At 64.5% G+C, this 13,765-nt stretch carries 10 protein-coding genes and 2 pseudogenes; 9 read left to right on the forward strand and 3 right to left on the reverse strand.

Going from position 1 to position 13,765, the window contains the following annotated elements:
- Window positions 1–146 precede the first annotated feature (146 nt).
- Window positions 147–1,241, reverse strand: a pseudogene (locus tag ACPFMA_RS02080) (methyl-accepting chemotaxis protein); the annotation flags it as partial.
- A 36-nt stretch (window positions 1,242–1,277) separates the two neighbouring features.
- A pseudogene (locus ACPFMA_RS02085) lies at window positions 1,278–1,808 on the reverse strand (MCP four helix bundle domain-containing protein); the annotation flags it as partial.
- 237 nt (window positions 1,809–2,045) lie between these two features.
- Between ACPFMA_RS02085 and ACPFMA_RS02090 the strand changes: the two are divergent.
- The 3 genes from ACPFMA_RS02090 to ACPFMA_RS02100 all read left to right on the forward strand — a co-directional run bounded on the left by ACPFMA_RS02090 (window position 2,046) and on the right by ACPFMA_RS02100 (window position 4,759).
- Complete coding sequence (locus ACPFMA_RS02090; RefSeq protein WP_064303696.1) at window positions 2,046–2,273, forward strand: hypothetical protein; 228 nt, start codon at window positions 2,046–2,048, stop codon at window positions 2,271–2,273.
- On the forward strand, window positions 2,270–2,572 hold the full coding sequence (locus ACPFMA_RS02095; protein WP_064303695.1) for a cell division protein ZapA: 303 nt from the start codon (window positions 2,270–2,272) through the stop codon (window positions 2,570–2,572). The genes ACPFMA_RS02090 and ACPFMA_RS02095 overlap by 4 nt, the downstream gene beginning before the upstream one ends.
- Window positions 2,573–2,821: 249 nt before the next feature.
- Complete coding sequence (locus tag ACPFMA_RS02100; protein ID WP_425929606.1) at window positions 2,822–4,759, forward strand: methyl-accepting chemotaxis protein; 1,938 nt, start codon at window positions 2,822–2,824, stop codon at window positions 4,757–4,759.
- A 76-nt stretch (window positions 4,760–4,835) separates the two neighbouring features.
- On the opposite strand, the gene ACPFMA_RS02105 is transcribed toward ACPFMA_RS02100, so the two are convergent.
- The gene (locus ACPFMA_RS02105) at window positions 4,836–5,876 is read right to left on the reverse strand and encodes a low specificity L-threonine aldolase (protein ID WP_064303693.1); all 1,041 of its coding nucleotides are present in this window, start codon (window positions 5,874–5,876) and stop codon (window positions 4,836–4,838) included.
- Between the two features lie 355 nt (window positions 5,877–6,231).
- Between ACPFMA_RS02105 and ACPFMA_RS02110 the strand changes: the two genes are divergently transcribed.
- The 6 genes from ACPFMA_RS02110 (at window position 6,232) to purU (ending at window position 13,715) form a co-directional block, all read left to right on the forward strand.
- On the forward strand, window positions 6,232–7,485 hold the full coding sequence (locus ACPFMA_RS02110) for a serine hydroxymethyltransferase (protein ID WP_009404114.1): 1,254 nt from the start codon (window positions 6,232–6,234) through the stop codon (window positions 7,483–7,485).
- 15 nt (window positions 7,486–7,500) lie between these two features.
- The gene (locus ACPFMA_RS02115; protein WP_009404115.1) at window positions 7,501–8,751 is read left to right on the forward strand and encodes a sarcosine oxidase subunit beta family protein; all 1,251 of its coding nucleotides are present in this window, start codon (window positions 7,501–7,503) and stop codon (window positions 8,749–8,751) included.
- A gap of 14 nt (window positions 8,752–8,765) precedes the next feature.
- Complete coding sequence (locus ACPFMA_RS02120) at window positions 8,766–9,095, forward strand: sarcosine oxidase subunit delta (RefSeq protein WP_009404116.1); 330 nt, start codon at window positions 8,766–8,768, stop codon at window positions 9,093–9,095.
- A complete protein-coding gene (locus tag ACPFMA_RS02125; RefSeq protein WP_009404120.1) occupies window positions 9,092–12,109 on the forward strand; it encodes a sarcosine oxidase subunit alpha in 3,018 nt (1,005 codons plus the stop codon). The genes ACPFMA_RS02120 and ACPFMA_RS02125 overlap by 4 nt, the downstream gene beginning before the upstream one ends.
- 104 nt (window positions 12,110–12,213) lie before the next feature.
- Window positions 12,214–12,846: a sarcosine oxidase subunit gamma gene (locus tag ACPFMA_RS02130; protein ID WP_009404122.1), complete on the forward strand. Its 633-nt coding sequence runs from the start codon at window positions 12,214–12,216 to the stop codon at window positions 12,844–12,846.
- An 11-nt stretch (window positions 12,847–12,857) separates the two neighbouring features.
- Window positions 12,858–13,715 carry a formyltetrahydrofolate deformylase gene (purU, locus tag ACPFMA_RS02135; RefSeq protein WP_009404124.1) on the forward strand — a complete coding sequence of 286 codons (858 nt, stop codon included), beginning with the start codon at window positions 12,858–12,860 and terminating at the stop codon, window positions 13,713–13,715.
- Window positions 13,716–13,765 lie beyond the last annotated feature (50 nt).

A 13,765-nucleotide genomic window follows, 5' to 3' on the forward strand; every position in this document is an offset into this window, starting at 1 on the left:
TTGTGTGGTGAATTCCTGGTATCACTGTCGATATTCATGGTGCGGCGCTGACCTTGTGGGAGCGGGTTCACCCGCGATTGCGGTAGTGGATTCACCATCGCAATCGCGGGTGAACCCGCTCCCACAGGGTCCGCGTCAGACGAATATCAGACCCTGAACCGCCCCACCAGGTTATTCAGGTCTACCGCCAGCCGCGACAGCTCGGCACTGGCTGCGCTGGTCTGGTGGGCGCCGGTTGCCGATTGCACCGACAGGTCATTGATGTTCACCAGGTTGCGGTCCACTTCCCGCGCCACCTGGGCCTGCTCCTCGGCGGCGCTGGCGATCACCAGGTTGCGCTCGTTGATCTGCGCCACGGCTCCGGTGATGGTATCCAGCGCGCTGCCGGCACCACGGGCGATGTTCAGGGTCGATTCGGCGCGCTCGGTGCTGTTGCGCATGGAGCTGACCGCCTGCTCGGTGCCGCCCTGGATGCTGCTGACCATGCGTTCGATTTCCTGGGTGGATTGCTGCGTGCGGTGCGCCAGCGCCCGGACTTCATCGGCGACCACGGCAAACCCGCGACCGGCCTCGCCGGCCCGCGCGGCCTCGATGGCGGCGTTGAGGGCGAGCAGGTTGGTCTGGTCGGCCAGGCCGCGGATCACGTCCAGCACCTTGCCGATATCCCGCGACTGTTCGGCCAGGTTGCCGACCAGCACCGAGGTGCTTTGCACGTCGGTGCTCATGCGTTCGATGGCGCTGACGGTCTCCAGCACCAGGTCGCGGCCGTCGGTGGCGGAGCGGGTGGCTTCGGCCGAGGCTTCGGACGTGCTGACCGCGTTGCGCGCCACTTCTTCCACGGCGCTGGTCATCTCGGTGACCGCAGTGGCCGCCTGCTGGATTTCATTGTTCTGCTGTTGCAGGCCGCGGGCGCTTTCCTCGGTGACGCTGTTTAGCTCTTCGGCGGCCGAGGCCAATTGGGTGGCGGAGCCGGAAATCTGCTGCAGGGTGTCGCGCAACTGCTCCTGCATGGTCGCGATGGCCTGTTGCAGGCGGGTGGCTTCGTCCTTGCCCTCGGGGCGGATGCTTTGGGTCAGGTTGCCGCTGGCAATCTGCTCGGCGACGCCCAACACTTCGCTCATCGGCCTGACGATGCTGCGGGTCAGGACGATGGCACAGAGGAAGGTCAGCACCGTGGCCGCGACCAGCAGGGCGATAACCAGGGTGAAGGCATTGGAATACTGATCGGCGGCCGTCTGGTTGATGTCGCGGGTCTGCTCGGTATTGATCTTGACCAGCTTGTCCACGGTACTGGTAATCAGCTCCATGTTCTGCAGCAGGTCGCGGTTGATCATCTCGCGGATCGCCGGGAGGTCGTTGGCCTGGGAGAGCTGGACCATGCGCGTTTCCAGCTGGCGGTACTGGCCGAGGGCCTGGACGAACTGGTTGTACACGGCCTGCTCTTCGTCGCTGGCGATCAGCGGCTCATAGATTTTTCGCGCGGCATCGATCTGCGCGTTGCGCTCGTTCAGTTGGCTGTAGGTGGCCTGTAGCAGGTCCGCTTCGCGGTTGATCATCAGGCGATAGGACAGGGTACGCAGGCGCAGGGTGTAGAGGTTGATCTGGTCAAGGGCCTTGATGCTCGGCACCGTGACCCGCTCGATCGATTGGCCGGCCTGGCGGATGTCGCTCATCTGGTGCAGGGCGAAGATGCCCAGGGCCAGCATCAGCGTGCCGATCAGCGCGAAGCCCAGCAGTGCACGCGGGGCGATGTTCATATTGCGTAAGGACATGGTTCGTATCCAGGCTCGGGAAGGAACGCGATCCATGCGCAAAGTTGGGGTGTTCTTAATGCCTATCGGTAAACGGCGGGCGGACTTGAGGCTTTGTCGGACAAAAATCACAGGCCGTCATCGCATCCTGTCCGACCGGAGGGGGGAACCGAGTGACCCATGTCGGGTCAATGTGCACCAACGCGGGGCTCTGGCCCCGATATTTCTGGCGGGTCGGGCATGTTTTCTTTATCGTGTGCGCCCCCGATTTACCCCTCCCTGGAGAAGGTCACCATGCTGGACACCACCCTGAGTCAACTGGAACAACTGGTCAGCGAACTGCTGCAGAAAAATCAGCAACTGGCCGAGCGCAATGCCCAACTGGACAGCGAGCTGGCCCAGGCCCGGGACGAGAACGAAAGCCTGCAACTGAGCCTGATGGAGCAGGAAGAGAAGTACGCCGGCACCAACGCCCGCATCCAGGCCCTGATCGAGCGTGCCAGCGGTACCGTCGGCGCATGAACGAGTCCGCGAAGACGATCAATGTCGTCTCGATCATGGGCAACGACTACTCGATCAAGGCCCCGGCGGGCCAGGAGCAGGTGCTTGCCGACGCGGTGCGGATGCTCAAGGCATCCCTGGCCGAAACCAAGCGCAGCTACCCGTCGTTGATCGGCGACAAGCTGCTGGTGCTGGCGGCCTTGAACCTGTGTTCACAGCAGATCGCGCTGCAGCAGGCGCACCAGCAAACCCTCGACCGTTATCAAGAGCAAGTCAGCGCCACGGTCGATGCAATCAGCCAGGCAATCGAAAACGCCTGATTTCCCACTGATTCAGCAGACCCCTGTGGGAGCGGGTTTACCCGCGATGACGTCGGTGAGTCCACCACCGTAATCGCGGGTAAACCCGCTCCCACAGGGTCCGCGTAACGGCTTATTTCTTCTTCTTTCTCTCTTTCCCTACTTTTGCAGGGGATATTGTCTTGCCCGCCTGGAAATATCGTATACCTGTGTTGTATACAATTGGCCTGTCATTTGCACTACAGGCTTTTATTTCCTTGAGGAACACCCATGCACTTCTGGCGGCGCAGTATCCAATGGCAATTGATAGCAAGCATGGGCGCAGCCCTGTTGGCGAGCATCCTGATCGTGGTGGCGATCTATACCGTGGCGGTCAACCGCCTGACCGAGCGTTACCTGGTGGACACGGCGCTGCCGGCCAGCATTGAGGCGATTCGTAACGACATCGAGCGCATGCTGGCCAGGCCGCTGACCGCAGCGGCCGATATCGCCTGGAACCCCATGCTGCGCGACTGGCTGGCAGCCGGGGAAGATCCGGCGCAGACCCCGGCGGTGGTCGAATACCTGGACACCCTGCGCGACAAGAACAAGGCCTTCACCTCGGTCTATGCCTCGACCCTGAGTAACCATTACTACAACGAGAAGGGCCTGGACCGTACCCTTAGCCGCAGCAATCCCGCGGACAAATGGTTCTACGGCTTCATCGACAGCGGTAACCAGCGGGTGCTCAACATCGATACCGACACCAGCACCGGCGAACTGGCACTGTTCATCGATTACCGGGTGGAAAAGGACGGCCGGCTGGTCGGTGTGGGTGGCCTCGGCCTGCGCATGACCGAGTTGTCCGAGCTGATCCACGATTTCAGCTTCGGCGAGCACGGGCGGGTGATGCTGGTGCGCAACGATGGCCTGATCCAGGTTCATCCGCAGACCGAACACGGCGGCAAGCGCCAACTGGCCGAGCAGATTGGCGAAGCGGCGGCGCAGGCCATCCTGCTCAACCGTGATGGCTTCGAGAGCGTGAGCTTCGAGCGCGACGGTGAAACCTGGCTGGCCCTGAGCCTGCCACTGCGGGACCTGAATTGGCGACTGGTGGCAGAAGTGCCGCAGGCGCAGATCTATGCGCAGGTGAAGCAGACCGTATGGCTGACCAGCCTGACCGGCGCCGCCGTGGCCCTGTTGTCGCTGCTGCTGGTGGTGTGGTTGGCGCGAGGCATCGTGCGGCCGCTGCGCCAGGTCACCGCGGCGCTGGGCGCGATCGGCGACGGCGGCGGCGACCTCAGCCATCGCCTCGACGAGAGCCGGCGCGATGAACTGGGTGACCTGGCCCGTGGCTTCAACCGCTTCCTCGACAGCCAGCGCAAGCTGATCGGCGAGGTACTGCGCACCAGCGAAGAACTGCACAAGGCAGTGGTGCAGGTGATCCATGTGGTGGTCAGCACCGCCGAGCGCTCGTCGCAGCAGCAGGCGATGACCGAGATGGTCGCTACCGCCGTGCACGAGATGGGCCTGACCGTGCAGGAAATCGCGCAGAACGCCGGGGAAGCGGCGCACGCCTCGCAGACCGCCCGGGACGAGGCCTTGCAGGCACGCAGCGTGGTGCAGCGCTCGATCGCCCATATCGAAGGCATGTCGGGCGAGATCGGCACGGCGGCCGGGGCCGTCAGCCAGCTGGCCGAGGAGGTGGCGTCGATCGACAAGGTGCTGGCGGTGATCCGCAGCATTTCCGAACAGACCAACCTGCTGGCGCTCAATGCGGCCATCGAAGCGGCGCGGGCCGGAGAGATGGGCCGTGGTTTTGCCGTAGTGGCCGACGAAGTGCGCACCCTGGCGCAGCGCACGCAGGTGTCCACGGGCGAGATCCAGCAAATGATCCAGCGCCTCAAGCAGGGCACCGGCACGGCGGTGGACTCGATGCATGCCGGGCAGGCGGCGACGGGGACGGGGGTGGAGTCCAGCCAGTTGACCGGTGCATCGTTGACCACCATTACCGGGCAGGTCGAGCGGATCAGCGATATGAACCTGCAGGTGGCGACGGCGACCGAAGAGCAATCGGCGGTGACCGAAGAGATCAACCGCAATGTGCAGGGGATTTCCGAACTGGCCCGGCAGACGGCGGTGGAGGTGCAGGGTTGCCGGCAGGATTGCGAGGCGTTGCAGCGGCTGGCGGATGACCTGGCCCGGCAGATGGGCGGTTTCCGGCTTTAGATCGCTATCGCTGGCAAGCCAGCTCCCACAGGCGCCGCGAACCTTGTGGGAGCTGGCGTTGCCAGCGATGAGGCCCTCAAGCCCCCATCACGGCCCGGATATCCGCCGCCAATTCCCGCACCCGGGCCTCCTCGGTGTCCCACGAACACATGAACCGCGCCCCACCGCTGCCAATGAAGGTGTAGAACCTCCAGCCTTTATTCCGCAGCTGTTCCAGCGCCGCCTCCGGCATCTGCAGGAACACCCCGTTGGCCTCCACCGGGAACATCAGTTCGACCCCCGGGACATCCGCTACCAGGCCGCTCAGCAACTGCGCGCAATGGTTGGCATGCTGCCCGTGACGCAGCCACGCGCCGTTTTCCAGCAGCCCGACCCAGGGCGCTGACAGGAAGCGCATCTTCGAGGCCAGTTGCCCGGCCTGCTTGCAGCGGTAGTCGAAGTCCTCGGCCAGCTTGCGGTTGAAGAACAGGATCGCTTCACCCACCGCCATGCCGTTCTTGGTACCGCCGAAGCACAGTACGTCGATCCCGGCTTTCCAGGTCAGTTCCGCCGGCGAGCAGCCGAGGAAGGCGCAGGCGTTGGCGAAGCGGGCGCCGTCCATGTGCAGGTTCAGCCCCAGTTCCTTGCAGGTCTCGCTGATCGCCTTGAGTTCTTCCGGGCGATACACGCTACCGACCTCGGTGGCCTGGGTGATGGTCACCACGCGCGGCTTGGGATAGTGGATGTCCTGGCGCTTGAGCGCCACTTCACGGATCGATGCCGGGGTCAGCTTGCCGTTCTCGCTGCGCGCGGTGAGCAGCTTCGAGCCGTTGGAGAAGAATTCCGGCGCGCCGCATTCGTCGGTCTCGACGTGGGCGGTCTCGGAGCAGATCACGCTGTGGTAGCTCTGGCACAGGGACGACAGGGCCAGGGAGTTGGCCGCGGTGCCGTTGAAGGCGAAGAACACTTCGCAGTCAGTTTCGAACAACTGGCGGAAATGGTCGGCGGCGCGGGCCGTCCACTGGTCGTCGCCGTAGGCGCGTTCGTGACCCTGGTTGGCCTTTTCCATGGCGGCCCAGGCTTCCGGGCAGATACCGGAATAGTTGTCACTGGCGAATTGCTGGCTTTGTTCTGTCATGGCTCGGGTCCTGTTAGCAAGGCAGGGGAGCACTCTAAAGCATGGCCTGTCAGGTTGCCTATACAACCTGGTTTCGATGTCGTTTTCAGGGGCCAATCGCCGGCAACGCCGGCTCCCACAATGACCGTGGCGCATGCGATCCCTGTGGGAGCCGGCGTTGCCGGCGATTAGGCCCGAAAGGGCGCCGCAAAGCGACTATCGCAAACAAGACAAAACAATGTCGTAAACGCACCTTTGCGTGGCGTGCGCAGGCATCTGGCAGGGCCGTCCCGGTCATACCATCGCTGCAAAGGACACCCGTCAATGACACGGGTTCCACTTAAATAAGAGCCCCACCGCTGCCGGGAGAAATGCGATGTTCAGCAAGCAAGACCAGATCCAGGGTTACGACGATGCACTGCTGGCGGCCATGAACGCCGAAGAGCAACGCCAGGAAGATCACATCGAGCTGATCGCCTCGGAGAACTACACCAGCAAGCGCGTCATGCAGGCCCAGGGCAGCGGCCTGACCAACAAGTACGCCGAAGGCTATCCGGGCAAGCGCTACTACGGCGGTTGCGAGCATGTGGACAAGGTCGAGGCCCTGGCCATCGAGCGTGCCAAGCAGCTGTTCGGCGCCGACTACGCCAACGTCCAGCCACACTCCGGTTCTTCCGCCAACGGCGCGGTGTACCTGGCCCTGCTGCAGGCCGGCGACACCATCCTGGGCATGAGCCTGGCCCACGGCGGCCACCTGACCCACGGCGCCAAGGTGTCTTCCTCCGGCAAGCTGTACAACGCGGTTCAATACGGTATCGATACCAATACCGGCCTGATCGACTACGACGAAGTCGAGCGCCTGGCCGTCGAGCACAAGCCGAAGATGATCGTCGCCGGCTTCTCCGCCTACTCCAAGACCCTCGACTTCCCGCGCTTCCGCCAGATCGCCGACAAGGTCGGTGCGCTGCTGTTCGTCGACATGGCCCACGTCGCCGGCCTGGTCGCCGCCGGCCTGTACCCGAACCCGCTGCCGTATGCCGACGTGGTCACCACCACCACCCACAAGACCCTGCGCGGTCCGCGTGGCGGCCTGATCCTGGCCAAGGCCAACGAAGAGATCGAGAAGAAGCTCAACGCCGCGGTCTTCCCTGGCGCCCAGGGCGGCCCGCTGATGCACGTGATCGCGGCCAAGGCCGTGTGCTTCAAGGAAGCCCTCGAGCCTGGCTTCAAGGCCTACCAGCAGCAAGTGATCGAAAACGCCCAGGCCATGGCTGGCGTGTTCATCGATCGTGGCTACGATGTAGTGTCCGGCGGCACCGACAACCACCTGTTCCTGGTCAGCCTGATCCGCCAGGGCCTGACCGGCAAGGACGCCGACGCCGCCCTGGGCCGTGCCCATATCACCGTCAACAAGAACGCCGTGCCCAACGACCCGCAGTCGCCTTTCGTGACCTCGGGCCTGCGCATCGGTACCCCGGCCGTCACCACCCGCGGTTTCAAGGTTGCCCAGTGCGTGGCCCTGGCCGGCTGGATCTGCGACATCCTCGACAACCTCGGTGACGCCGATGTGGAAGCCGATGTAGCGCGCAACGTGTCGGCACTGTGTGCGGACTTCCCGGTTTACCGCTGAGTGGAGCAAAGAACCATGCAACGTTATTCGGGCTTCGGCCTCTTCAAGCATTCCCTCAGCCACCACGAGAACTGGCAGCGCATGTGGCGCACGCCAACGCCGAAGAAGGTCTACGACGTGGTCATCGTCGGCGGCGGCGGCCACGGCCTGGCCACGGCCTACTATCTGGCCAAGGAACACGGCATCACCAACGTGGCCGTGATCGAGAAGGGCTGGCTGGGCGGCGGCAACACCGCGCGCAACACCACCATCGTGCGCTCCAACTACCTGTGGGACGAGTCGGCACACCTGTACGAACACGCCATGAAGCTGTGGGAAGGCCTGTCCCAGGACATCAACTACAACGTGATGTTCTCCCAGCGCGGCGTCTACAACCTGTGTCACACCCTGCAGGACATGCGTGATTCCGAGCGCCGGGTCAACGCCAACCGCCTCAACGGCGTGGACGGCGAACTGCTCAACGCGAAACAGGTGGCGGAAGAAATCCCTTACCTGGACTGCTCGAAGAACACCCGTTATCCAATCATCGGCGCCACCGTGCAGCGCCGCGGCGGCGTGGCCCGCCACGATGCCGTGGCCTGGGGCTTCGCCCGTGCCGCCGATGCCCTGGGCGTCGACCTGATCCAGCAGACCGAAGTGATCGGCTTCCGCAAGGAAAACAACACCGTGATCGGCGTGGAAACCAACAAGGGCTTCATCGGCGCCAAGCGCGTTGGCGTGGTCACCGCCGGTAACTCCGGGCACATGGCGCGCCTTGCCGGCTTCCGCCTGCCGCTGGAGTCGCACCCGCTGCAAGCGCTGGTGTCCGAGCCGATCAAGCCGATCATCGACAGCGTGATCATGTCCAACGCCGTGCACGGCTACATCAGCCAGTCCGACAAGGGCGACCTGGTGATCGGCGCCGGTATCGACGGCTGGGTCGGCTACGGCCAGCGCGGCTCGTACCCGGTGATCGAGCACACCCTGCAGGCCATCGTGGAAATGTTCCCGATCCTCTCCCGCGTGCGCATGAACCGCCAGTGGGGCGGCATCGTCGACACCAGCCCGGACGCCTGCCCGATCATCTCCAAGACCCCGGTGAAGAACATGTTCTTCAACTGCGGCTGGGGCACCGGCGGCTTCAAGGCCACCCCGGGCTCGGGCAACGTCTTCGCCGCCAGCCTGGCGAAGGGCGAAATGCACCCGCTGGCCAAACCGTTTTCCATCGACCGTTTCCACAACGGCGCCCTGATCGACGAACACGGCGCAGCCGCCGTCGCCCACTAACAGGAGAATCCATCATGCTGCACATCTTCTGTCCACACTGCGGCGAACTGCGGTCCGAGGAAGAGTTCCATTCGGCCGGCCAGGCGCACATCCCGCGTCCGCTGGACCCGAACGCCTGCACCGACGAGCAGTGGGGCGACTACATGTTCTTCCGCGACAACCCGCGCGGCCTGCACCACGAACTGTGGATCCACGCTGCCGGTTGCCGCCAGTACTTCAACGCCACCCGCGACACCGTGACCTACGAGATCCTGGAAACCTACAAGATCGGCGCCAAGCCGCAAGTCACCGGTAAAAGCAGCGCCCCGCAGTTGGTCGCCAACGGCCAGGGAGAAAAGGTATGAGCCAGGTTTATCGTCTTTCCAGCGGCGGCCGCATCGACCGCAGCAAGGTCCTGAACTTCACCTTCAACGGCCAGACCTACCAGGGCTACGCCGGTGACACCCTGGCCGCTGCGCTGCTGGCCAACGGCGTCGACATCGTCGGGCGCAGCTTCAAGTACTCGCGTCCACGCGGCATCATCGCCGCCGGTGCCGAGGAGCCGAACGCCATCCTGCAGATCGGCGCCAGCGAAGCCACCCAGGTGCCGAACGTGCGTGCCACCCAGCAGGCGCTGTACTCCGGCCTGGTGGCCACCAGCACCAACGGCTGGCCGAGCGTGAACAACGACGTCATGGGCATCATCGGCAAGGTCGGCGGCAAGATGATGCCGCCGGGCTTCTACTACAAGACGTTCATGTACCCGCAGTCGTTCTGGATGACCTACGAGAAGTACATCCGCAAGGCCGCCGGCCTGGGCCGCGCGCCACTGCAGAACGACCCGGACACCTACGACTACATGAACCAGCACTGCGACGTGCTGGTGGTCGGCGCCGGCCCCGCCGGCCTGGCTGCCGCCCTGGCCGCAGGCCGTAGCGGTGCGCGGGTGATCCTCGCCGACGAACAGGAAGAGTTCGGTGGCAGCCTGCTCGACAGCCGCGAAAGCCTCGACGGCAAGCCGGCGACCGAATGGGTTTCCGCTGCGGTCAACGAACTCAAGGGCATGCCGGAAGTCACCCTGCTGCCGCGTGCCACCGTCAACGGCTACCACGACCACAACTTCCTGACCATCCACGAGCGCCTGACCGACCACCTCGGTGATCGCGCGCCGATCGGCCAGGTTCGCCAGCGCATGCACCGCGTGCGTGCCAAGCGCGTGGTCCTGGCCACCGGCGCCCACGAGCGTCCGCTGGTCTACGCCAACAACGACGTGCCGGGCAACATGCTGGCCGGTGCCATTTCCGTCTATGTACGCCGCTATGGCGTGGCCCCGGGCCGCAAGCTGGTGCTGTCGACCAACAACGACCATGCCTACCGCGTGGCCCTCGACTGGCACGACGCCGGCCTGCAAGTGGTCGCCATCGCCGACGCACGCCACAACCCGCGCGGTTCGCTGGTGGAAGAAGCGCGGGCCAAGGGCATTCGCATCCTCACCTCCAGCGCCGTGGTCGAGTCCCGCGGCAGCAAGCGCGTGACCGGTGCCCGTGTCGCTGCCATCGACGTCAAGGCGCACAAGGTCACCAGCCCCGGCGAGTGGCTGGACTGCGACCTGATCGGCAGCTCCGGTGGCTACAGCCCGGTCGTGCACCTGGCTTCGCACCTGGGTGGCAAGCCGGTCTGGCGTGAAGACATCCTCGGCTTCGTACCGGGCGATGCGCCGCAGAAACGTGTGTGCGTCGGTGGCATCAATGGCGTCTTCGCCCTCGGTGACAGCCTGGCCGACGGCTTTGCCGGTGGCGCCCTGGCCGCCGCCGAGGCCGGCTTCAAGGCTCCGGCCGTGACCGTGCCGAAGACCCTGGCGCGCCAGGAAGAAGCCACCGTCGCACTGTTCCAGGTCCCCCACGACAAGAGCACTGCCCGCGCACCGAAGCAGTTCGTCGACCAGCAGAACGACGTCACCGCCGCCGCCATCGAACTGGCGACCCGCGAGGGCTTCGAGTCGGTCGAGCACGTCAAGCGCTACACCGCGCTGGGCTTCGGTACCGACCAGGGCAAGCTGGGCAACATCAACGGCCTGGCGATCGCCGCGCGCTCCATGGGCATCACCATTCCGGAAATGGGCACCACCATGTTCCGCCCGAACTACACGCCGATTACCTTCGGCGCGGTTGCCGGGCGTCACTGCGGCCACCTGTTCGAGCCGGTGCGCTTCACCGCCCTGCATGCCTGGCACGTGAAGAACGGCGCCGAGTTCGAGGATGTCGGCCAGTGGAAACGGCCGTGGTACTTCCCGCGTGCCGGCGAGGACATCCACGCCGCCGTGGCCCGTGAATGCAAGGCCGTGCGCGACAGCGTGGGCCTGCTGGACGCTTCGACCCTGGGCAAGATCGACATCCAGGGCCCCGATGCCCGTGAGTTCCTCAACCGCATCTACACCAACGCCTGGACCAAGCTCGACGTGGGCAAGGCGCGCTACGGCCTGATGTGCAAGGAAGACGGCATGGTCTTCGACGACGGCGTGACCGCCTGCGTCGGCGACAACCACTTCATCATGACCACCACCACCGGCGGCGCGGCCCGCGTGCTGCAATGGCTGGAGATCTACCAGCAGACCGAATGGCCGGACCTGAAGGTGTACTTCACCTCGGTCACCGACCATTGGGCGACCCTGACCCTGTCCGGCCCGAACAGCCGCAAGCTGCTCAGCGAAGTCAGCGATATCGACCTGGACAAGGACGCCTTCCCGTTCATGAGCTGGAAGGAAGGCCTGGTGGGCGGCGTGCCGGCGCGGGTGTTCCGGATTTCCTTCACCGGCGAGCTGTCCTACGAGGTCAACATCCAGGCCAACTACGCCATGGGCGTGCTGGAGAAGATCGTCGAGGCCGGCAAGAAGTACAACCTGACCCCGTACGGCACCGAGACCATGCACGTACTGCGGGCGGAGAAGGGCTTCATCATCGTCGGCCAGGACACCGACGGCTCGATGACCCCGGACGACCTCAACATGAGCTGGTGCGTCGGCCGCAACAAGCCGTTCTCCTGGATCGGCCTGCGGGGCATGAACCGCGAGGACTGCGTGCGCGAAAACCGCAAGCAACTGGTGGGCCTCAAGCCGGTGGATCCGACCAAGTGGCTGCCGGAAGGTGCGCAACTGGTGTTCGATCCGAAGCAACCGATCCCGATGGACATGGTCGGCCACGTCACCTCCAGCTACGCCGCCAACTCGCTGGGTTATTCGTTCGCCATGGGCGTGGTCAAGGGCGGCCTCAAGCGCATGGGCCAGCGCGTCTACTCGCCGCAGGCCGATGGCAGCGTGATCGAGGCGGAGATCTGTTCTTCGGTGTTCTTCGATCCGAAAGGTGAGCGGCAGAACGTTTGACGGAGTGCCTGTGGGGGCTGTGATGGCCTCATCGCTGGCTTGCCGGCGATGAGGCCCTCGAAAGCGACACAGGTCCAACAGAATTCAAGGCAGGTATAAAAAAGATGAGCGCCATCAACGTCTACGAACAACGCCCTGGCTCCGACGCCAAGGCCGAATCGCCGCTGCACCACGCCGACCTGTCCAGCCTGGTCGGCAAGGGCCGCAAGAACCCGGGTGTCACGCTGCGCGAAAAGAAATTCCTCGGTCACCTGACCCTGCGCGGCGACGCCCATGACCCGGCCTTCGCCAGCGGCGTATTCAAGGCCATCGGCCTGGAATTGCCGGTGGCCCTGACTGTGGTCGCCAACGGCGAGATGTCCCTGCAATGGCTCGGCCCGGACGAGTGGTTGCTGATCGTGCCCGGCGGCCAGGAAGTCCCGGTGGAGAACGCCCTGCGCGAAGCGCTCGCCGGCCAGCATATCCAGGTGGTCAACGTCAGCGGCGGGCAGACCCTGCTGGAACTGAGCGGCCCGAAAGTCCGCGAAGTGCTGATGAAGTCCACCAGCTATGACGTGCACCCGAACAACTTCCCGGTCGGCAAGGCCGTCGGCACCGTGTTCGCCAAGTCGCAACTGGTGATCCGCCGTACCGGCGAGGAAACCTGGGAACTGCTGATCCGCCGCAGCTTCTCCGACTACTGGTGGCTGTGGCTGCAGGACGCCTCCGCCGAATACGGCCTGGCCATCGAAGCCTGAGGAGTATCGCCATGAGCCGTGCCCCGGACACCTGGATCCTCACCGCCGACTGCCCGAGCCTGCTCGGCACCGTGGATGCGGTTACCCGCTTCCTCTACGAGCAGCGTTGCTATGTCACCGAGCACCACTCGTTCGATGACCGGCTGTCCGGGCGCTTCTTCATCCGCGTCGAATTCCGTCAACCCGAGGACTTCGATGAACACGCCTTCCGTGCAGGCCTTGCCGAGCGCGGCGAGGCCTTTGGCATGGCCTTCGAGCTGACCGCACCGAACCACCGGCCCAAGGTGGTGATCATGGTTTCCAAGGCTGACCACTGCCTCAACGACCTGCTCTATCGCCAGCGTATCGGCCAGCTGGGCATGGACGTGGTGGCGGTGATTTCCAACCACCCGGACCTCGCACCCCTGGCCGAGTGGCACCATATTCCGTACTACCACTTCCCGCTGGATCCCCATGACAAGCCAGGGCAGGAGCGCAAGGTCCTGCAGGTGATCGAGGAGTCCGGCGCGGAACTGGTGATCCTCGCCCGCTACATGCAGGTGCTGTCGCCCGAGCTGTGCCGCCGCCTGGACGGCTGGGCGATCAATATCCACCACTCGCTGCTGCCCGGGTTCAAGGGCGCCAAACCGTATCACCAGGCCTACAACAAGGGCGTGAAGATGGTCGGCGCCACGGCGCACTACATCAACAACGACCTCGACGAAGGCCCGATCATCGCCCAGGGTGTGGAAGTGGTGGATCACAGCCACTATCCCGAGGACCTGATTGCCAAGGGGCGGGATATCGAGTGCCTGACACTGGCGCGCGCCGTGGGGTATCACATCGAGCGTCGGGTCTTCTTGAATGCCAACAGAACTGTAGTGCTCTGACGGGCCTCATCGCCGGCAACGCCGGCTCCCACAGGGTTCGCGAGCGCCGC

The sequence above is a fragment of the Pseudomonas sp. NyZ201 genome (assembly GCF_049860765.1).
GTDB classification, from domain to species: domain Bacteria; phylum Pseudomonadota; class Gammaproteobacteria; order Pseudomonadales; family Pseudomonadaceae; genus Aquipseudomonas; species Aquipseudomonas bharatica.

Bases quoted from the DNA above. Each gene is read 5' to 3' on its own strand.
- ACPFMA_RS02125 (WP_009404120.1), top strand. From the start codon at position 9,092: ATGAGCCAGGTTTATCGTCTTTCCAGCGGCGGCCGCATCGACCGCAGC.
- ACPFMA_RS02130 (WP_009404122.1), top strand. From the start codon at position 12,214: ATGAGCGCCATCAACGTCTACGAACAACGCCCTGGCTCCGACGCCAAG.
- ACPFMA_RS02120 (WP_009404116.1), top strand. From the start codon at position 8,766: ATGCTGCACATCTTCTGTCCACACTGCGGCGAACTGCGGTCCGAGGAA.
- purU (WP_009404124.1), top strand. From the start codon at position 12,858: ATGAGCCGTGCCCCGGACACCTGGATCCTCACCGCCGACTGCCCGAGC.
- ACPFMA_RS02095 (WP_064303695.1), top strand. From the start codon at position 2,270: ATGAACGAGTCCGCGAAGACGATCAATGTCGTCTCGATCATGGGCAAC.
- ACPFMA_RS02090 (WP_064303696.1), top strand. From the start codon at position 2,046: ATGCTGGACACCACCCTGAGTCAACTGGAACAACTGGTCAGCGAACTG.
- ACPFMA_RS02115 (WP_009404115.1), top strand. From the start codon at position 7,501: ATGCAACGTTATTCGGGCTTCGGCCTCTTCAAGCATTCCCTCAGCCAC.
- ACPFMA_RS02100 (WP_425929606.1), top strand. From the start codon at position 2,822: ATGCACTTCTGGCGGCGCAGTATCCAATGGCAATTGATAGCAAGCATG.
- ACPFMA_RS02110 (WP_009404114.1), top strand. From the start codon at position 6,232: ATGTTCAGCAAGCAAGACCAGATCCAGGGTTACGACGATGCACTGCTG.
- ACPFMA_RS02105 (WP_064303693.1), bottom strand. From the start codon at position 5,876: ATGACAGAACAAAGCCAGCAATTCGCCAGTGACAACTATTCCGGTATC.